This is a genomic window from Cobetia marina, from assembly GCF_001720485.1.
Taxonomy (GTDB): Bacteria; Pseudomonadota; Gammaproteobacteria; order Pseudomonadales; family Halomonadaceae; genus Cobetia; species Cobetia marina.
Genome location: NZ_CP017114.1, coordinates 2,319,913 through 2,339,914, shown reverse-complemented (window position 1 = coordinate 2,339,914; position 20,002 = coordinate 2,319,913). Strand labels below are relative to the sequence as shown.

Annotated in this window: 14 protein-coding genes; 7 read left to right on the top strand and 7 right to left on the bottom strand. The window is 64.5% G+C overall.

Translation table 11 applies throughout. The annotated features are described in order from the left end of the window. The first annotated feature begins 478 nt into the window (after positions 1-478). From BFX80_RS09855 to BFX80_RS09835, 5 genes are all read left to right on the top strand, one after another. Positions 479-1,333 (top strand): transporter substrate-binding domain-containing protein, encoded by an 855-nt coding sequence (locus BFX80_RS09855; RefSeq protein WP_077376664.1) that lies wholly within the window; start codon positions 479-481, stop codon positions 1,331-1,333. Positions 1,334-1,380: 47 nt separating this feature from the next. Next, positions 1,381-2,106, top strand: coding sequence for an amino acid ABC transporter permease (locus tag BFX80_RS09850; RefSeq protein WP_084208742.1), 726 nt, complete (start codon positions 1,381-1,383; stop codon positions 2,104-2,106). Next, positions 2,103-2,756 carry an amino acid ABC transporter permease gene (locus BFX80_RS09845; protein ID WP_077376658.1) on the top strand — a complete coding sequence of 218 codons (654 nt, stop codon included), beginning with the start codon at positions 2,103-2,105 and terminating at the stop codon, positions 2,754-2,756. Before BFX80_RS09850 ends, BFX80_RS09845 begins: the two co-directional genes overlap by 4 nt. 73 nt (positions 2,757-2,829) lie before the next feature. Next, positions 2,830-3,558: an amino acid ABC transporter ATP-binding protein gene (locus BFX80_RS09840; protein ID WP_084209726.1), complete on the top strand. Its 729-nt coding sequence runs from the start codon at positions 2,830-2,832 to the stop codon at positions 3,556-3,558. A gap of 64 nt (positions 3,559-3,622) precedes the next feature. After that, positions 3,623-4,900, top strand: a complete 1,278-nt coding sequence (locus BFX80_RS09835) for an amidase family protein (protein ID WP_167593017.1) — start codon at positions 3,623-3,625, stop codon at positions 4,898-4,900. Between the two features lie 113 nt (positions 4,901-5,013). Here BFX80_RS09835 and puuE read toward each other — a convergent pair whose 3' ends face one another. The 3 genes from puuE to BFX80_RS09815 all read right to left on the bottom strand — a co-directional run bounded on the left by puuE (position 5,014) and on the right by BFX80_RS09815 (position 10,745). Beyond that, a complete protein-coding gene (gene puuE / locus BFX80_RS09830) occupies positions 5,014-5,967 on the bottom strand; it encodes an allantoinase PuuE (RefSeq protein ID WP_084208740.1) in 954 nt (317 codons plus the stop codon). 120 nt (positions 5,968-6,087) lie between these two features. After that, positions 6,088-8,910: an ATP-dependent DNA helicase gene (locus BFX80_RS18025; protein WP_205632692.1), complete on the bottom strand. Its 2,823-nt coding sequence runs from the start codon at positions 8,908-8,910 to the stop codon at positions 6,088-6,090. Continuing rightward, entirely contained in the window at positions 8,907-10,745 is a 1,839-nt protein-coding gene (locus BFX80_RS09815) for a VRR-NUC domain-containing protein (RefSeq protein ID WP_240499526.1), read from the bottom strand. The genes BFX80_RS18025 and BFX80_RS09815 overlap by 4 nt, the downstream gene beginning before the upstream one ends. A gap of 291 nt (positions 10,746-11,036) precedes the next feature. Here BFX80_RS09815 and BFX80_RS09810 point away from each other — a divergent pair, with 291 nt between their 5' ends. Continuing rightward, positions 11,037-11,759: a DUF3581 family protein gene (locus tag BFX80_RS09810; RefSeq protein ID WP_084208738.1), complete on the top strand. Its 723-nt coding sequence runs from the start codon at positions 11,037-11,039 to the stop codon at positions 11,757-11,759. 189 nt (positions 11,760-11,948) lie between these two features. Here the strand turns inward: BFX80_RS09810 and selD are convergent, their stop codons facing one another. Then, the gene (gene selD / locus BFX80_RS09805; RefSeq protein WP_205632691.1) at positions 11,949-14,348 is read right to left on the bottom strand and encodes a selenide, water dikinase SelD; all 2,400 of its coding nucleotides are present in this window, start codon (positions 14,346-14,348) and stop codon (positions 11,949-11,951) included. A gap of 70 nt (positions 14,349-14,418) precedes the next feature. On the opposite strand from selD, the gene BFX80_RS09800 reads away from it, so the two are divergent. Continuing rightward, entirely contained in the window at positions 14,419-15,120 is a 702-nt protein-coding gene (locus BFX80_RS09800) for an ACP phosphodiesterase (protein WP_084208737.1), read from the top strand. 15 nt (positions 15,121-15,135) lie between these two features. Here BFX80_RS09800 and BFX80_RS09795 read toward each other — a convergent pair whose 3' ends face one another. Genes BFX80_RS09795 through BFX80_RS09785 form a run of 3 tightly spaced genes read right to left on the bottom strand, consistent with a single transcriptional unit; the run spans position 15,136 to position 19,945 of the window. Continuing rightward, positions 15,136-16,323, bottom strand: coding sequence for an HlyD family efflux transporter periplasmic adaptor subunit (locus BFX80_RS09795; protein WP_084208736.1), 1,188 nt, complete (start codon positions 16,321-16,323; stop codon positions 15,136-15,138). Next, entirely contained in the window at positions 16,320-18,608 is a 2,289-nt protein-coding gene (locus tag BFX80_RS09790; RefSeq protein WP_084208735.1) for a type I secretion system permease/ATPase, read from the bottom strand. Before BFX80_RS09790 ends, BFX80_RS09795 begins: the two co-directional genes overlap by 4 nt. Further along, entirely contained in the window at positions 18,605-19,945 is a 1,341-nt protein-coding gene (locus tag BFX80_RS09785; protein WP_167593016.1) for a TolC family protein, read from the bottom strand. Before BFX80_RS09785 ends, BFX80_RS09790 begins: the two co-directional genes overlap by 4 nt. Between the last annotated feature and the right edge of the window lie 57 nt (positions 19,946-20,002).

Here is a 20,002-nt window from a genome sequence, read left to right as displayed (position 1 = left end):
GCGTCATCGAGGGCGTGCAGCGCAACTTCTCTCCCTCGTACTGCCTTACCGCTCGTGTTCCAGCCCGGCCTCTAGCCCGCCCTCTAGCCCGCCCCAGGCTCTCTTGAGACCCGTCATCTGGCCTGTCTTCACGCCTGCACTTCATCACCTGAACCATTGTCAGACGAGCGCCTCGTGCACGTTCGGGCCCTGCTGGTGTGGCGTTGGCACACTCGTTGCAAAGATGGATAAGGGAATCACTTGTTTCATTGGTCAGGATTTGAGTTTCACGTTGCCCACCAATGCGACGAGGAGTCAGCGGACAGGACTCGTCCGATAGGGCCCACCAGACAGGGCTTGTTGAAGAGGGCTTGCTAGACAAGCCCTCGCGAACCACCACTGCGATAACCACCAACAACAATGAAACGCCCCAGGGCGCCGAGCGCATGATGAGTCGTTCTCCTCAGCGCTCGGAATTGACAGACACCGGAGTCGACCGATGAGCAAGCGTCACGAGAGCAAGGCCTTCAAGCACGCATCACGCACAGGCAGCACGCAACGTCTTGGCAACTGGTTGCGCAAGGGGATTCTGCTGGCCGTCTGGGGCACGCTGGCCGCCACGGCCCTGACGGCCCGTGCGGATGCGCTGAGCGATATCACCGACAGCGGAGTGCTGAAGGTGGCCGTACCACAGGATTTCCCGCCGTTCGGCTCAGTCGGGCCGGACCTTGAACCACGCGGCTACGATATCGACATGGCGCGTTATCTGGCGGATGAGATGAACGTGAAGCTGGAGCTGGTGCCGGTCACTTCGGCCAATCGCATCCCTTACCTGCAGACCCGCAAGGTCGATCTGGTGATCTCGAGTCTGGGCAAGAATCCGGAGCGTGAGAAGGCGATCGATTTCTCCGATGCCTATGCACCGTTCTTCCTCGGCGTGTTCGGTGAGAAGGGCAGTGAGGTGGACTCCGCCCAGGGGCTGAGCGAGAAGACCATCGGCGTGACACGTGGCTCGGTGGAAGACATGGAGCTCAGCAAGGTGGTGCCGGAATCGACCACCGTGAAGCGCTTCGAAGACAACAACACGACCTTGTCAGCCTTCCTGTCGGGGCAGGTCGAGATGATCGCCACCGGCAACCTGGTCACCGCCGCCATCGCCGAACGCAATCCCTCCCGCGTGCCGGTCAGTGTACTGCCGCTCAAGAACTCTCCCTGCTATGTGGGCATGCGGCATGACACGCCGGCGCTCAAGGCGCGCGTGAACGAGCTGATCGCCCAGGGGATCGAGGACGGCACGCTCAACGCGCTCTCCGAAACCTGGTTCAAGGCGCCGCTGCCGTCACTGGATGCCTGAATCGAGCTGTCGCACGCCTGACTCCCTTTTCCCGTGAGGCTTGATCGATGAACTATCTCCCGGATTTCTCGCGCCTGCTGCCGTATCTGCCCGACCTGCTGGCCGGGCTGATGACGACGGTCTGGTTGACCATTCTGACCACCACGCTGGGGATACTCGGTGCGGTGATGTGTGTCTGGCAGCGCCATCGTGCGCCGAGCAGCGTCTTCAGCCGGCTGCTGGGCATGCTGGTGGAGCTGCTGCGCAACACGCCCTTCATCGTCCAGCTGTTCTTCATCTTCTTCGGCCTGCCGGCGCTGGGGCTGTCACTCAGCGCCGAGATGGCCGCGGTGATCGCGATGACACTCAACCTGGCGGCCTACAGCAGCGAGATTCTGCGTGCCGGTGTCGATGCCACCGGTCGCGGCCAGTGGGAGGCCGGGCGTGCGCTGGGTCTCACGCCCTGGCAGCGCTATCGCCATGTGGTGCTGATGCCGGCGCTGGAACGCATGTATCCGGCGCTGACCAGCCAGTGCGTGATCGTGATGCTGGGCTCCGCCGTGGTCTCCCAGATCAGCGTGGCGGACCTGACCTTCGCGGCCAACTTCATCCAGTCACGTACCTTCCTGAGCTTTGAAAGCTACGTGGTGACGGCAGGCATGTACCTGCTGCTGGCCATCGCGATGCGCGCCTTGCTCAACCGCATCGGGCGTCGTCTGTTCGGCTTTCGCCACCTGACGCCAGCCCCGCGCCGCCGTCTGTCTTCCCATGTGCTGAGAGAGGCCCACTCATGATCGACTTCACGCTGTGGGACATCCTGCGCAACCTGCTGCTGGCGGCGCGCTGGACGCTGGCGCTGTCTCTGATCGCCTTCATCGGCGGCAGTCTGGTGGGGCTGGCGCTGACCTTTCTGCGCCTGACCCGCTGGCCGGGGGCGGCGCTCTTCTGTCGCCTCTACACGGAGCTGTTTCAGGGCACGCCGCTGTTGATGCAGCTGTTTCTGGCCTTCTTCGGCGTGGCGGTCTTCGGGCTGGATGTCTCGGCCTGGACGGCGGCGGCGGTCGCGCTGACGCTGTTCAGCAGTGCCTTCCTGCACGACATCTGGCGTGGCTGTGTCGAGGCGGTGCCCAAGGGGCAGTGGGAAGGGGCGCGAGTGCTGGGGCTCGGTTATCTGAAGACCATGCGTCACATCATCCTGCCGCAGGCGCTGCGCATGGCCATCGCACCGACCGTCGGCTTCTCGGTGCAGATCATCAAGGGCACCGCGCTTGCCTCGGTGATCGGCTTCGTCGAACTGACCAAGGCCGGCACCATGCTCAACAACGCCACCCTGGAACCCTTCACCGTCTTTGCGCTGGTCGCGTTGCTGTATTTCGCCATGTGCTATCCGCTCTCGCGGCTGGCTCGCCACCTGGAGGCACGTCTCAATGTCACTGCTCGCTGAAGTTTCCCCGCTGGACACCGTCTCATCCGATTCCTCGGTCACCGAGAGTGCTGCCGTCTCCGAGAAGGCAAAGGTGCCGCTGGTCAGCCTGTCGGCGCTCACCAAGTCCTTCGGCGATCTGACGGTGCTCAAGGGCATCGATCTTGAAGTGCGCCCGGGCGAGGTGGTCTCGATCATCGGTCGCAGCGGCTCCGGCAAGAGCACCTTGCTGCGCTGTATCAACCAGCTGGAACAACATGACGGCGGTAGCATCCACGTCGCCGGCAATCTGCTGGACGGTAGCGAGATGGACGCCGCCGCTCTGGCGCAGAATGTCGGCATGGTGTTCCAGAGCTTCAATCTGTTCCCCCACAAGCGCGTCGGCGAGAACGTGATGCTGGCGCCGATGCTGGTCAAGGGCGTTGCACGGGATGTCGCGGAGCGCGAGGCCCGCGAGATGCTGGCCAAGGTCGGGCTGGGGGAGAAATTCGATGCCTGGCCGAGCCAGCTCTCCGGTGGCCAGCAGCAGCGGGTGGCGATCGCGCGCGCCCTGGCGATGCATCCCAAGGTGTTGCTGTGTGACGAGATTACCTCGGCGCTGGACCCGGAGCTGGTCGGCGATGTGCTCAAGGTGTTGGAGCAGCTCAAGCGTGAGGGCATGACGTTGATTCTGGTGACCCACGAGATGAATTTCGCCCGCGATGTGGGTGACCGCGTGATCTTCATGCACCAGGGGCGTGTGCATGAATCAGGCGACCCCGCGACGCTGTTTGCCAATCCAGCCACGGAAGAGCTGCGCCAGTTTCTTGGCGCGGTGCTGTGATCACACCGCACCGCGCCACGCCGCGAGGGCGAACCCCCTGATGAGTCGAAAGGAGTCGGTCCCGATGGACAAACGTATCTATGTTGCCCCGGCGCGTTTCTCCGGGCCGAAGGGAGAGGGGTCTCTTGAGGGTAAGCGACTGGTGGTGAAGGATCTGTTCGCGATCAAGGGCGAGCGCACCGGACAGGGCAATCCTGACCTGCTGGCGAGCGCTCCCATCGAGCGGGGGACGGCGCCCAGCGTGTTGGCGCTTCAGAAGGCGGGGGCCGATTATCGGGCGCGCACCACTACCGATGAGCTGGCCTACAGCCTCAATGGCACCAATGCCCATTGTGGCACGCCGCAGAACCCGCGTGCGCCGCTGAGGTTGCCGGGCGGCTCAAGCGTAGGCTCTGCAGTAGCGGTGGCGCGCGGTGAGGCGGAGATCGGGCTGGGAACCGATACCGGTGGCTCCATCCGCGTGCCGTCCAGCTACTGTGGGCTCTTCGGGCTGCGGCCGACCCATGGCCGCATTGAGATGTCAGGCCTCAAGCCGCTGGCGCCGCGCTTCGATACCATCGGCTGGATGACGCAGGATCTCGCGACGCTGACGCAGGTCAGTGAGGTGTTGATGCCGCCAACGACAGCGACTCGTTTGCCGGCAAGACTCATCCTGCTGGTGCCGGAAGGGCTGGCGGCGGGGCCTTATCAGCGACTGCTGGGGCCGCTGGCGCGTCGTCTTGAATCACTCGGTTTTCGCTGCGAGCGGCGAATGTTGAGCCAGGCCTTCATGGCGAGGGCCAGTGAGGCCTTTCGGATTCTGCAGGGCTGCGAGATTCGTCGTACGCACCAGGCATGGTTGAGTACGCCGGAGCAGGGCCCCGACTCTCGCTGGCCGCAGCTGAATCCGGATATCGCGGCGCGCCTCAAATGGTGCATGACCCTGAGTGATGCCGACGAGCAGGCAGCAGAAGCCAAGGCAGACACCGTCCGCCGCTGGTACCGCCAGCAGCTGGCAGCCAGTCATGAGGGCGGCGAGAGTGCCTGCGACGATGGCAGTGCGGCTGCCCATGCCCAGGCCGAGGCCACCAGCGAGGCGGTGTTCGTGCTGCCCACCACGCCGGGCGCTTCACCGCTGCTGGGCGCAAGCCTCGAGGAGATGGAGGTCTATCGTCACCGGCTGATGGGACTCACCGCACTGGCCGGCTTGAATGGCGCACCGCAATTGAGTCTGCCGTGGCTGACCGATGACGCAGCGCGCCTGCCGGAGGAGGCTGCACCACCGCCCTGGGGCGTCTCATTGCTGGGCCTGCCGGGTCGTGATGAGAGCCTGCTGGCATTGGCCTGCATGTTGGAAAACTGACCAGCATGCTGGAAGACTGACTGCCGCAGCCTTGAAGGTGTGATCTCTGACCTTCGCTGGATTCAACCACAAACGCCGCAGCCCGAAAGGGCTGCGGCGTTCTTTTTGCGATGTCAGCTGGCGGGGGTATAGGGATGCTCGCGCTGCCAGTGCTCGGCGATATCGATGCGACGGGTGATCCATACCCTGTCGTGGGACTGGACGTAATCGAGGAAGCGTTTCAGCGCCGCGAAGCGTCCCGGTCGTCCGGCGATCCGACAGTGCAACCCGATGGAGAGCATCTTGGGTGCCGTGTCGCCCTCGGCGTAGAGCACGTCGAAGGCGTCACGCAGGTACTGGAAGAAATCTTCGCCATTGTTGAAGCCCTGGGCGCTGGCGAAGCGCATGTCATTGGTGTCCAGGGTGTAGGGGACGACGAGATGCGGCACCTGCTCGCCATTGGCGGTGGTCACCTCCATCCATAGCGGCAGGTCATCGCCGTAGTAATCGCTGTCGTAGGTGAAGCCGCCGTGCTCCACCACCAGTCGGCGGGTGTTGGGGCTGTCGCGTCCGGTGTACCAACCCTGTGGTGCGTGACCGACCAGTTCGCGATAGCTTTCCACCGCGCGTTCCAGATGGGCGCGCTCATGGGCTTCATCCATGTGCTGGTAATGAATCCAGCGCCAGCCGTGACTGGCGATCTCGTGGCCATCCTCCAGGAAACGCGCGACCAGGTCCGGATGCCGCGCCAGCGCCATGCCGACACCGAAGACCGTCAGCGGCAACTCCCGGCGCTTGAATTCATCAAGAATCCGCCACACGCCACTGCGCGAGCCATATTCGTAGATCGACTCCATGCTCATGTGCCGCGCGGGGTAGGCCTCGGCACCGATGATCTCGGAGAGAAACTTCTCGCTCTCGCTGTCACCGTGCAGCAGGCAGTTCTCGCCGCCTTCCTCATAGTTGAGCACGAACTGCACCGCGATCCTGGCACCACCCGGCCAGTTGGCATGGGGGGGATTGGCACCATAACCGATCAGATCACGCGGATAGTCGTTGCCCCACAGGGCGGTGTCGTTGTCTGGCATCGTTCGGCTTCCTTGCGACCGGGGAGCGAAAAGGGGATGAGGCACTGTTCTATTGCCCATTGACGTGCAGGCTTTGTGCCATCTCGGGGCAAAGGCACGCCTGGCGTCATCCTGCTCGCGTCAGTCTGTCGGCGTCCACCAGCGCGGCAGCAGTCGTGCGACTTCCGGGCGCAGGAAGCGGTCATCGATCAGGTGGATCACGCCCTGATCCTGCTCGCTGCGAATCACGCGGCCTGCGGCTTGCACCACTCTGGTGAGCCCGGGGTACAGATAGGTGCAGTCGTCAGCCCTCAAGGGCTGGATGACAGGGGGCAGCGGACCTGCCTCATCGCCACGCTCCTCCTTTTCGCCGTCTGTCGAATGTCGTTCGACACGCCGCCTTGCATCGCTTTCCAGCCACAGCGCCAGACGTTGCTTGAGCGCTTCATTCTCCGGGCTGAAGCCGGCAAGCCCCAGGGTGGCGATGAAGGCCCCGATCAGACGCGACCCCGGGAGATCGATCCCTTCGCCGAAGGCACCGCCCAGCACCGCGAAACCGATGCCCTGGCCGTCGGGGGTGAAGCGCTGAATGAAGGTGGTGCGCTCCGCTTCCGTCATGGCACGGGTCTGGCGCCATTGGGGAATCTCCGGCGTCAGCTGTTGCAGGGTGCTGGCGACCTGTTCGAGATAGGCGAAGCTCGAGAAGAATGCCAGATAGTTGCCCGGGCGCTGTTGGTATTGGCGTGCCATCAGCTCGGCGATGGGCCGGCAGGAGGCCTCGCGATCCCGCAGGCGGGTCGAGAGCCGATGGCGACTGACCTGCACCTGCGTCGCCCTGAACGGCGACTCGACACTCAACCAGACTGCATTGTCCGCCAGTCCCAGCAGGCGGTGATGATAGGCCGGTGGATTGAGCGTGGCCGAGAACAATAGGGTGGCGTGGCTGGCGCGCAGGCGGGGGGCCAGCCACGGCGCCGGGCTGACGCAGCGCAGTCGCGGCTGTATCTGGCGCACGCTTCGCCCTCGGGGCTTGCGAGGCCGGGCTGCTGCTCCTGCTTCTGCTCCTGCAGCCGATGCTGCGCCGGAGCGTGAGCTTGAATCGCTGGTGAGCGTTGCCTGACGCGCCGGATTCATGGCGGCGAGTTCGACCTCGAACAGCGAGTGATCGCCAAAGCCTTCCGCGAGTCGCGTGAGCGTCAGCGCCGCGAAATAGGCCTCCATCATCTCGCCGTCAGGCTCCACGCGACGGCTGGCCGCGGTGGATCTCGGACTGGAGTCTGATGGGGTGGTGCTTGAGGCCAGGGGAACGGCATCGCTCGCGATCAGGCCCAGCTGTTCGGGGGCTTGTGTGGCCGTTGCTCGCGCTGCCTGTTGTCTGGCCGCAGGAGGGGTTGCGGCCTTGTCAGGTTCCGCCAACCAGTCGCCCATCGCGCCCGTCCATTGCGTCAGCGCCTTGAGGAAGTCGCCGGGCAACGTCTCCAGCGCAAGGCGTGCCTGTTGACTACCGTCATCGGCGCTGCCGTTCCCGCTGCTTGGATTCCCTGAGCTGCCGTTTTCCGGCCCGAGCTGCTCCAGCGCTCGCCACTGCCGGGCCAGCGCGCGGGAGGCCGAGCGCAGCGGGGCCGGATGGCCCGTGCGACTCAACTGCTTGAGCAGGAAGTGGAACTGTCGGGCATCGAGTTCGGTGCTGTACATGCCGCGGGCGCGTTCGATGAGGTTGTGGCTTTCATCGACGAGCACCACGGAGCGCCAGTCATTGGCCTGGGTCAGAGCGAACAGCAGCGCATGACTGTCGAAGTAGTGGTTGTGATCCCCGATGACCACATCCGCCCAGCGCGAGAGCTCCTGGGCGAGGAAATAGGGGCAGATCTCATGGGCCAGGGCGTGTCGGCGTGTCGTCGCCAGCGTCAGTGGCTGGTGGTCGGCAAGCGCGGCAGAGCGTGCCGCAGGCAGGCGATCATGGAAGCCGCGCGCCAGCGGGCAGGACTCACCATGACAGGCGAGGGTCGGGTGCTCACAGGTCTTGCTGCGCGCGCCGAGTTCCAGAATGCGCAGCGCTGCGGCAGGCGTGTCCGGTGATTCCGCGTTCTCGACCACCTCTGGCACCAGGGTGGTCAGCGCGTCCAGCGCCAAGGCCCGGCCCGGGGTACGGGCGGTGAGGTAGAAGAGTCTGTCCGTGCCGTTTCTGGGCATTGCACGCAGCGCAGGATACAGCGTCGCCAGCGTCTTGCCGGTGCCGGTCGGCGCCTCGGCCAGCAGCTCGCGTCCGGTCATCACCGCCTTGTAGGCATGCTCGGCCAGCTGGCGTTGACCGGGGCGCCAGGCAGGCCAGGGGAAGGCAAGCGCGCCAAGGGCGCTGTCACGGGCGCGGCGATGCGCCAGTTCATTGGCGGCGAACTCGCTGAAGCGTGCGGCCAGACGTGCAAGCTCCGCTTCCAGCGCCTCGCGGCTCCACCAGGCTTCCAGGCGTTGTTCATCCTGTGAAGCCCCGATGGAGGCGCCGCCGGATTCCGATTCATCCTTGGCAGCGCTGGCAGGTGCGTCCGTGGCGATATCCAGATACACCAGCGCCAACGTGATGCCCTCGAGATCGCGACTGCGGCACATCAGGGCACCGTAGACACGCGCCTGGGCCCAGTGCAGGGCGCGGTGATTCGCGGGCTGACGGGACAGGTCACCACGGTGGGTCTTGATCTCCTCGAGACAGTTGCGCCTGGGATCATAGCCATCGGCGCGGCCGCGAATCTCGAGATTGCCGATGCAGCCGGAGAGCGATATCTCGCTTTCGTAGTCCTTGCCGCGCCGACGCACGATGCGCTGATGGCCGCGAATGCCCTGTTGAGCGGTGGGCGAGGGCGTGAAGCGCAGATCCAGATCGCCCTCGCGTGCGGCGAAGGCGCACAGCTCGCGTACCGCGATTCTGTAACGCTCGGGCGCGTTGCTTGAGGTGTCGGCGGTGATCATCGCGCAGTCGGTGCCTTGCGTGCCGTGGCCTCGTCCTCGGAGGATGCATCAGAGGCGTTTACGGTCTGCCATTCGACACGGCACTCCAGCGCCGGAATCGCATGGCGGGCGAACAGGGCCAGCCACTGGCGCTGGTTGTCCTGCAGGCGGTCGGTGGGTGCCTTGACCTCGATCATCCGGTAACGTTCGCGGCTGTTCTCGGGGAAGAACTGGATCAGGTCCGGCAGGCCAGCGCGATGCTCGCGGGGATTGGCCAGCAGGTGTCGGAAGCAGGCCTCCAGATGTGCCGGGGGGATGCAGTCCAGTGCGTGGGACAGCAGCTCCTCGCTCAACAGCGGCCAATGCACGAAGGGCGCTTGAATACCCTGTTTCTGCTGATGACGCTCACGAATCGTCTCTCGGTAGCGGCCATCGGACAGGCGCGCGAAGCAGTCCTCGAAAGCGGCCTGGCGACGGTTGACGAAGTCAGGGCGGTAGAGGTCCGCCGGACCGGTATGAAAGGCGTGGAAGAAGGCTCCCGGCAGGGGCGCGAACAGCACGTCCCAGCACAACAGGGTGAAGAGCGCGGGGAGCAGACCATTCTCGACATAGAAGACCGGTGCCTCGGGCGTGGCCAGTGCATGGGCGGCCGCGCGCTCGACCCCATGGATGCCGGCGGCGGCCGAGGTGGCAAGGTCCGGCACCGTAAGGGTGATCTGCGGCGTGGCCGGCGCCTTGGCGCGTCTGGGCGCGGGCAAGCCAAGGCCACGGCACAGGCGAGGCAGGGCGCGCTCAAGTGCCAGCTGTTCGTCCAGCGTGATGTCAGCACGCGCCAGACGCTCGCAGGCAAGTGCGTGGGCTGCGCTGATATCGCCGGAAAGCTCCAGCGCTCTCACTCGGCGCGGCATGGCACGCGGCGCGTAGGCGGAGTTCTCGAGGCAGGCGTACTGCAGTGCGGCTGCGTGATGCCAGCCCTGACGCTCGGCATCGCGCGCCAGCGAGAAACGCAGCCGGTCACGTCGCTGTGCCAGCCAGGCATTGGCGCGATTCGCCTCTGTCGCGTCGGCTTCTGACGATGTCGGCTCGTCCAGGGCCGAGATGATGCGCTGCCAATGCGGCTCCAGTTCAGCATGCGCCGTCTCACGATTCAGACGCTCCCTGGCCGCCTGCCAGTCCTCACGCAGCTGCTCCAGGGCCAGATAACGATCCACCTCCCAGCGCTGGGTGAAGGCGCGCGAGTCTGGGGAAAGCGCGACCGCCTCGCAGCGCAGCAGGCCCAGTTCACTGAGCACGAAGTCCGACAGAGTCTGGCGCAGGTTGCCGAAGAACATCAGGCTCAGGCGTCGCGACAGCTCACCAAGCCCAACACTCAGCGTGTTGGCGGTGGGGTCATTCAGCCACTCGGGCAGTGACCGTGGCGTGGTATCTACCAGCAGCTCGCTGAGGGCATCCGGCATCCGGCGTTTGGGCGTGCTTCTTGGCAGCTCGGGGAAGGCGTCCTTCAAGCGCGGCAGTGTCACAAGTGACAGCATTTCCTCCAGGCTCAGGTCAGCGTTCAGGCGGCACAGCCCATCAGGCGTGGCACTGTCGGCGATCGGTGTGATCAGAGGCTGGCTTGCGGCCTCGATGTCACCGATTTCGGCATAATGCAGCTGCGTGACCTCGAAATGATCGCCCTTGCGCATCAGCAGGCGGACCAGCAGGGCCCGCGAGGCGTCCGGCAGACGCGTGATGGCATCCACCGTGGCACGCTCTGTCTCTGTCAGCAGATCGGCGTGGCACTGGCAGACCCAATCGAGCAGGGTATCGAAGTTGGCCAGGTAGTAGCGCGGATTGTCGAGGGGAGCGGCTTGCATGGCGACCTGTCGAAGTGGCGGGCAGTGCAGCGGTTTGCCCGAAAGCATGGGGTTATATACAGTATATGGCCATCTGTCGGGCTGCAAACTCTTGCAAAGCCTGTCACGAGTCACCATCTGCCTGTCAGCAAGTGGTAAAATCCCGTGATCTACGTGTCATGGCAGCCTCATGGCACGTCTGCTGGACAGGCGTGAAAGCGTGTCACCCTTGATTCCTCCCCTCGGAGGCATTTCCGCGATGGTTCAGGACGGGCCATCGATCATCATTCAAGCAGGGCAGGAAGGCAGTCCATGTTTCTTGATCAGTTTCACCGGGTCGAAGATGGCCGCGTGCGGATCACCGCCGAGCAGGCCAGTCGCTTCGCCAAGCAGATGGCGGGGGATTACAACCCCATTCATGACCCGGATGCGCGACGCTTCTGTGTGCCCGGCGACCTGCTGTTCTCCCTGTTGCTGGCGAAATTCGGCCTTTCACAGTGCATGACCATCCGTTTCTGCGGCATGGTCGGCAATGATGTGCCCTTGATCTTCGAAGCGCTGGAAGAACCCGACGAGAATGGCATGTCCCTGCTGGTGCGCGATGAAGCCGGCAAGGTCTATCTGACGGTCGAGCGCAGCGGTGATACCACGCATGACGAGGAAGTGGTCGCCAATTTCACTCGCCAGTATATCGCCTTCTCCGGGCGCAACTTCCCGCACTTCCTGCAGCCGCTGATGCTGGAGAAGGGGGTGATGTTCAATCCGGCACGCCCGCTGGTGATCTATGACAGCATGGGCTTCTGTTTCGAACGGCTCGATATCGCCGATCTGCATCTCGACTTCGTGCGCTCCTCGCTTGAGGTCAACGGCAAGCGTGGCGATACCCTGCTCGAATTCGGCATCCATGATGGCGAGCAGTGCATCGGCAGTGGCTCCAAGAAGCTGGTCGTCAGCGGGCTGCGGGATTACTGTGCCGAGACGATGGATGCCTTCGTTGAGTCCTTCGAGGCGCTCAAGCGCGAAGCCGAAGCCTGAGCCGGCCGAACCGAGATGGCCAAACTGAGCCAGTCGAAGGTGAGATGGCCGAAGTGAGCTAGCCCTCGGACTTGCGTGCTGCAGAGATCAAGACGCCCGCCAGAGAGATCTGGCGGGCGTCTTGTCGTGGGGTTAAACGACCGGCGGCAAGGGGGCGGCTGACGTCGTCGGTGAGTTGTCTCGCCGCGTTCAGCGCTTGATGCTGATCGGCGCCAGCGCATCACCCTGTGGCAGGATGCGCCCGATGACGGCGCTGGCGTGATAGCCGGCGGCCTTGAGCGCGGCAGCACAGGACTCGGCCTGATCGAGAGGCACACTGGCCAGCAGGCCGCCGGCGGTCTGTGGATCGAACAGCAGCGGATAGCGCGGGTGATCAATGACGCCGGCCTGATCCTTCAGGGCCCGCTTGAGACGCAGGTTGGCCGGTTGCAGTGAGCTGACCACCCCGCGGGCGACGCAGTCCTCGGCGCCGTCCAGTATCGGCAGGGCGTCGATCTCGAGTTCGGCATCCACGCCGCTGGCGCGGGTCATCTCCACCAGATGGCCGAGCAGGCCGAAGCCGGTGACATCGGTGGAGGCGCTCGCCTGATGGGCGCGCAGGATATTTGCCGCCTGCTGACTGGATTGCTGCATGCTGTCCAGTGCGGCGTCGATCCAGCGGCCTCGCGCTTCCAGGCGTGCGTGCGCTGCCAGCAGGGTGCCGGTGCCGATGGCCTTGGTGAGGATCAGTACCTCGCCTGGCTGCATGCCGCCTTTGCAGGTGACGCCGGCCAGATTCTCCACCACCAGGCCATTGAGGGCGAAGCCCAGCGCCAGCTCCTGACCCTCGCCGGTATGTCCGCCGACCAGCGTACAGCCTGCCTCGTTGAGCACCTCGGTGGCGCCTTGCATCAGCTCGCGCACCAGCGGTTCGACCTTGCGCTCGATCCCCTGCGGCACCGTGGCGACGGCGGTGGCGGTGTGGGGCGTAGCGCCCATGGCGTAGAGATCCCCCAGGGCGTGATTGGCAGCGATGCGCCCGAACAGGTAAGGGTCATCGATGAAGGCGCGGAAGAAGTCGACGCTGTGTACCAGTGCCTGACCCTCGGGCACTCGCACGATGGCGGCATCATCCGGGGCATGCAGCCCGACCAGCACGTCCGCGTTCTCGCGCGGGGCAAGGCTCTGCAACGCTCGCGACAGCACGCTGGCACCGACCTTGGCGCCACAGCCGCCGCAGCGCATCGCCAGCGCGGACAGGGCCTGATGCGCTTCCTGCTCATCCAGCTCGGCGGTCAGGCGCGGGTGGAGCCTGCCATCGCCGCCCTTGAGCGCCTGCCAGGCAGCGCTGATGCGCTGTTGCAACCCGGCAAGGCCGCCGGTATCCGCGACGTCCTGCATCCTGGGCAGTTCATTGAAGCGTGCCATGAACTGGCGGTCGATATGGTCCTTCCAGCGCCACAGCCACGGACGCAGCCACGGCGACACCAGCCCCAGATTGCCGCGTGAAGCAATGGCATCACGATCCCCGGTGCTGATCAGGGCCAGCCAGCGGGACTGCGGAATATAGGGATGTAGTGACTCTCCGCGCACGGCGCGTCGCAGGTTGTCAGCCAGCGGCCGTGACTGGCGTACGGCGAAGACGCCGGCCTTTTCACGCGGATGATTGACCTGATGCGCGATATCGCCCGCGGCGAAGATGGCATCATCCTCGAGCGTCTGCAGGGTATCGCGCACCTTGAGAAAGCCATCCTCATCCAGGCTCAGTCCTGTCTTCTCAAGCCAACGTGCCCCTCCGGCGCGTGTCACCCAGATGGCCTCGTCGGCCGGATGGCGACTGCCGCTGGCACTGATCAGCTGGCGCTGGGATGACGTCGTGGACGATTCAACAGCGGTGATCTCCTCACCGAAATGCACCTGGATACCGCGTTCATGCAAGGTGGTGGCGAGTGCAGCGCTGACCTCAGGAGAATGCGTCGGCAACAGGCGCTGTCCGCGGGTGATCAGCGTCAGGTTCGGCGCGAGCGCAGCGGGCAACTCGGCGGCGAGGCGCTGCTGGATGGCCAGCAGCAGCTCGACCCCGCCGGCACCGCCGCCGACCAGCACGATGTCGAGAGGCCGCTCGGCGCTTTTGGCGCGCTCAAGCAGTCTCAGCCAGCGTTGCTGGAAGGTGCTGATCGGTTTGACCGCCACCACGGGGGCATCAGCCGCTTCGGGATCACCGATACCGTCGATGTGGGACAGGCGAGGCGTGGAGCCGATATTGATCGACAGCAGGTCATAGTCCACCGCCGGGCGCTCGGCGCAGATCACGCGGCGCTGGCCGCGGTCGATATCGATCACCTGATCCCGATAGAAGCGTGCGCCGGCGAACTGACACAGCCGACGCAGGTCGATATGCACATCATCAAAGGTGTAATGCCCCGCCACGTAACCGGGTAGCATGCCGGAGTAGGGCGTGTCGGTGTCGCGACAGATGACGGTGAGGCGTACGCCAGGCTCAGGCTGCATGGCGAAACGCATCAACACGCCAACATGGCTATGTCCCCCGCCGATCAGGACGATATCGCGCACGATGGGCGCCTTGGCAGGCATGGACGCAGATGGCATCAGAGGTCTCGATAGTCAGAAGAGGACGGGGATATTGAATAATGGGTAATGATATCAGGAGTCTAGCAACTTGAACTTTCTTGGTCATGCGCACCTGAGTCTGGCGGGCAGCGATAACTTCCTGTTTGGCAACCTGATTGCCGACGGCGTGCGCGGCAGTGACCTGAGTGGCTGGTCGCCTGAGATAGAAGCCGGCATCCGTTTCCATCGCCGCTGTGATGCGGTGATCGATGCCCATCCCGAAACTCGCTGGCTGTTGACTCAGGTACCGCCCGCGTCACGTCGTGTGGCCGGCATCGCCTTTGACATGATGTGGGATCACCTGCTGGCTGGTGAGATGCACGATGACGATATCGAGCGCCTCTATCGCCTGTTGGCGCGTGAGGAGGTGCCGTCACGCCTGACGAGCCTCATCGAGTGGATTCAGGTGCGCGATGCGCTCAGGCGCTATCAGGAGCTGGAGTTCACGCTCTCGACCATTGCCAGCATCGGCGAGCGCATGACGGCCAGACGCCGGTTACGCCAGACAAGTGATCCTCGCCAGCAAAGTGATTCACGAAGGCAAAGTGATTCACGAAGGCAAAGTGATTCACGAAGGCAAAGTGATACGCGAAGCGGAAGGCGTAGGCACAAGGTGGGGGATATGGAAGCAGGCGCCAATCCGCTGGCGGACATGACGCCGTGGCTGGCGGATAACCGCGCGATGCTTGAGGACAGCTTCGCGCGGTTGTGGCCGGACATGCTGGCATTGCGCCAGACGTCCGTTATCTGATGATCAGGCTTGCGCTCAGCGCAGCTCCAGACGCGTGAAGGGCCTCAGGAGATACGAGAGCACGCTGCGCTCGCCGGTCTCGATGTCCACCGTGGCGACCATGCCCGGCTTGATCGGCAGCGTCTCGCCATTGTGCTCAAGCGCCGCGGTCTCGCTGCTGACCAGCACGCGATAGTAGCTTTCCTCACCCCGCGGCGTTTCCTCTTCCAGGGTGTCAGAGCTGATGCGCTCCACCTTGCCCTCCAGCGTGCCGTAGACCGCATAGTCGTAGGCGCTGATGCGAATCGTGGCCGGCATGCCCGGGGCGATGAAGGCGACATCCTGCGGGCGGATGCGCGTCTCGAACACCAGGGTGTCCTCCAGCGGGGTGATCTGCATGATCTCCTCGCCGGGCGGGATGACGCCGCCACGCGTGGTGATGGCGATGTTGTTGACCACGCCACGCACCGGCGAGAGCAGCCGGGTGCGATCCAGCTGATCACGCCGCTGCACGGTAGTCTCTTCCAGTGTCGCCAGTTCGGACTTCTTGTCGGCAAGCTCGGCGTAGGCATCCTGCAGATAGGTATTGCGGATCTCGGCCTGACGGCCCTTGAGTTCGGCGATCTCGCGATCCAGCTTGAGCATCTCCATCTCGCCCACGGCACGTCGCTTGACCAGCGGGCGGATCACCGCGAGCTGACGCTGGGCCGCAGTGATCTCCTTGCTGACCGCATTCAAGGCGCTGTCACGCTTCTTGCGCCGCGCCGTGAACAGCTCACGCTCGGTGGCCGTCAGCGCCTCGTTGTCACGCACCTCCTCCGGAAACTCGATGCTGGCCTTGTCCAGTACCTCGGCTTCCAGACGTCCGATGGTCGCCCTCAGCGCCTGGGCCTGGCTCAGCGATTCCATGTAGGCCGAGCGGAAGCGGGTTTCATCGATGGCGGCCAGCAGCTGACCGGCCTCGACGATTTCCCCCTCCCGAACCATGATCTCGTCGAGAATGCCGCCCTCCAGGCTCTGGATGGTCTGCTGGCGCGAGGAGGGGACTACCTTGGCTTCACCGCGGGCCACTTCATTGACTTCGGCCCAGCTGGACCACGCCACGAAGAGCGCTATCACCAGCAGGCTGGCCCACAGCAGCGGGCGTGACCAGTGGCTTTCCAGTCTCTGGTCCGGGGCGCCCAGCTCACGTTTGATGAGTTCGGGGTCAAAACGCTGGCTCATGAGGCCTCCTGGCGCTGGCGGGATGAGGAGGTGGCCGGTGTCTTGCCGGCGGATTGTCTGGCCATGATCTGATCCAGCGGGCCATCCATGACGCGCTTGCCATGGCGCAGTACCAGCGCGCGCTCGACCCAGCTGAGCAGCGACTTGCGGTGGGTGGCGAGTACCAGGGTGCGGCCGGCAAGCCACGGGCCAAGTGTCTTGATGACGTGCTGCTCGGTGGCCTGATCCAGCGAGGCCGTGGGTTCATCCAGCAGCACCACGACCGGGTCCTGCAGGACCAGGCGGGCAAGACCGAGGCTCTGACGTTGGCCGCCGGACAGGCTGTGGCGATCATGCAGCATCATGTCCAGCCCCAGCGGATGACGACGCACGAAGTCGCCCAGACCGGTCATCTCGAGGACCTCCAGCAGGCGCATGTCGCTGACATCCCGTCCGTCGATGCACAGATTGTCGCGCAGGGTGCCGCTGAACAGACTGATGTCCTGTGGCAGGTAGCCGATGGCGCGCTGGCGGTCGGCAGGGTCGATCTGACTCAGGGCGAGGTGATCGAGGGTCAGTTCACCGCTGGTAGGCGTGAAATAGCCGGCCAGCAGTCGCAGCAGGGTGCTCTTGCCGGCGCCATTGCCCCCCAGCAGCGCGATGTGTTCACCGGGCGCGATGCTCAGGCGATCCAGTGCCAGAGCCTCCGGCGCTTCCTCGTCATAGCGCCAATGCAGATTCTCGGCATGATAGTGACCGCGAGCCTGGGCGAGTCGCGCGAAGCGGCGATCACCGGGTCGCTCGATATCGGTCTCCATCAGCGCGTCCATGCCTTCCTTGGCCACCTTGACGTGCTGCCAGCGACTCAGCAGCGCGCTGATCTGCAGGGTCGGGCCGATGGCGCGCGACGACAGGATCGAGCAGGCGATCAGGGCGCCGACGCTCAACTCGCCGGCCATGATCAGATAGACACCGGCAATGATGACGCCGACGTAGGCCAGCTGCTGCATGCCGGTGCCCCAGCTGGTCAGCCAGGCGACGGCATGGCGGAAGGTGACGCCACGGTGGGTCTGCTCGGAGGTCAGGCGCTGCCATTGGCGACTGGCATGGCCTTCGGCGCGACAGGCCTTGAGGTTCTCGAGGTTGTCGAGGGTCTCGAGCAATACGCCATTCTTGACCGCGGATTCGCGCATGCCCTCACGGGACAGGCGTGACAGCCAGGGTTGCGCCAGCAGCACGGGAATCAGCATCAACACGATGGCGGCCACCGGTACCCAGACCACCGGGCCGCCCAGCAGGGCGATCAGGCCCAGGAACAGCAGGGCGAAGGGCAGATCACCACAGGCCCCGAGGGTCGAGGCGGTGAAGAATTCGCGGATGGCATCGAAGTCTCGAATCTGGCTGGTCATCGCGCCGGTGGAGCGCGGCTTCGAGGCCAGGCGCATCTGCACGGCGTGGCGGAAGATGTGATCGTTGAGCTCGAGATCGATTTTCTTGCCTGAGTTCTCGATCAATTGCGCCCGCAGTGCGCGCAACAGCGCTTCCAGCGCGATGGCGAGAATCACGCCGATACCCAGCGCCCACAGCGTATCGACGGCACCGGTCGGCACCACTCGGTCATAGACCTGCATCGCGAACAGGGCCGTGGCCACGGCCAGCAGTGCAGCAAGCGACGAGGACAGTGCGACTTCGGCGAAGACTCGCCAATGGGACTTGAGTCGTGATGTCAGCCAATGACCCTGCCGGGTCTGGCTGTAACCTTCTGCGCGATCCAGCGAGATCTCGCCATGTGCGAACAGCGCGATGCCGGCGTATGCGGCGTTCAGCTCGGCCTGTGGCTGCCAGTACTCTCCCCCGGACAGCGGGTCGAGCAACTGATAGGCGGGACCGCTGGGGGCTGCTTCCGTATCACCGTCTGCCGGGGTGTCGCTCGTGTCGGCACTCGACTTGGTGCTCGACTCGCCGCTCGATTCGATGCTCGACGTTTCAGGCCACTGATGCGACGTCTCATGGGCCAGCAGGACGCGGCTGCTGCCGTCTTCCAGCAGCACGACGCAGGGCATCAGGCTGGCAGGAATCTCGTCGAGGGGAGCCTGACTCAGACGTGCGGCAATGCCCTGGCGTGACAGGGCCTGCTCCAGATCCTGTGGCGCGAGCTGCCCCTTGGTCAGTGGCATGCCATGGCGCAGGCGTTCGAGGTCGATGCCGTGGCCCTGCAGGCGCAGCAACTGTCGAACGCTCTCCAGCAAAGGGTCGGGTTGCGATGTCGCCGTGGCCGAGGGGGCGGTGGTCTGTGGGGCGCTCATGGGCTGACTCCCTGGCTGGCATGGGGATGAGAGTGGGGCAGCGAGATGTGCGCCGTCTCTGGCGGGGTGACAGCGGCTTCGGCCCGATAGGGCGAAGAGACCAGCGGCAGGGCACCCAGCTGGGTCGCGAGGTCATATTGATCGGTGAGCAGCTGGGTGTTGAGCTCGATCATCTGACGACGCGCCGCGAAGATCTCGCTTTCGATGGTCAGCAGATCCTCGATATTGCGTGAGCCGGTGATGAACTGGTCCCGATAGCTGCTGCGCAGGCGCTCCCCGCTGCGTGCCTGCTGATCCAGCGCCTTGATGCGTGCCTCGACCGCTGGCTGACTGGCAGACAGTCGCTGGATCTGGCGGCGCAGCTCACGGGCCGTGGAGGCGGTCTCGAACTGGGCGGCGGTCAGGCGTGCGCGGTCCGCTTCAGGCTGGCGCAACGGCGTCAGGCCTTGGAAGACCGGGGCCTCGATACGCAGGCCGATACTGGAGTCGCTGACCATGTCGTCGTTCGACTCATAACGTGAGCTTGTCGCCTCCAGTCGCAATTCCGGCCAGCGCTCGGCCTGGCTCAGGCTCAAGGCGTGGCGCGCGGCATTCTGCTGGCTGACATGACTGCGATAGGCCGGCGCGTTGGTGATGGCGGCATCGGTAGTGGCAGGGTCGCGGGCCAGGTCCGCCACGATCGGCAGTGGCTTCGGGGCGCTCAAGGTCACGCCCTGGAAGGGGCGTCCACTGAGAATCTCGAGTTCCTGTCGGGCGGTATCAGCATCGCCCTGAAGGCGTGCCAGCCATTCACGCGCACTGGCAAGGTCGACGGCGGCTCGGTCCAGCTCGACCCGGTCACCATAGCCCGAGAAGGTGCGATCATTGGCCAGCGTCTCGAGGCTTTCGAGCTTCTCGATGTAATCACGTACGCGGCGCATCATGGCGCGGTTGGCCCCGAGATCGATATAGGCGGTGATCGCCTCCTGGGCGATTTCCATGCGGGTCTGATCCAGGGTGTCACGCTCGACATCCCGCTCGGCCCTGCGTTGTTCGACCTCGGCTTCCACCTGACCCCAGTCATAGAGCATCTGGCTCAGCGTGATGCGATACCCGCCTTCCGTGAAATTGTCCTCGGTGCCGACGCTGCTTTCCAGACGTGGCCAGTAGCCATCCTCGGCAATCTCGATATCTGTCCCTGCGGCCCGGACATTGGCCTGGGCGGCATCGATGCGAGGATCATGCCTGAGCACATCGCTCAAAACTTCGGCGAGATCACGTGTCGTCTGAGCACTGGCCGGTAGCGAACTCGCCAGACCGGCTGAGACGACACAGACGGCGATGGAAAGCCTCTTCATTCGTATGCGCAGAGTTGTTGCCTGTCCGATGGCGGACGGACAACGAAATAGGGTGGG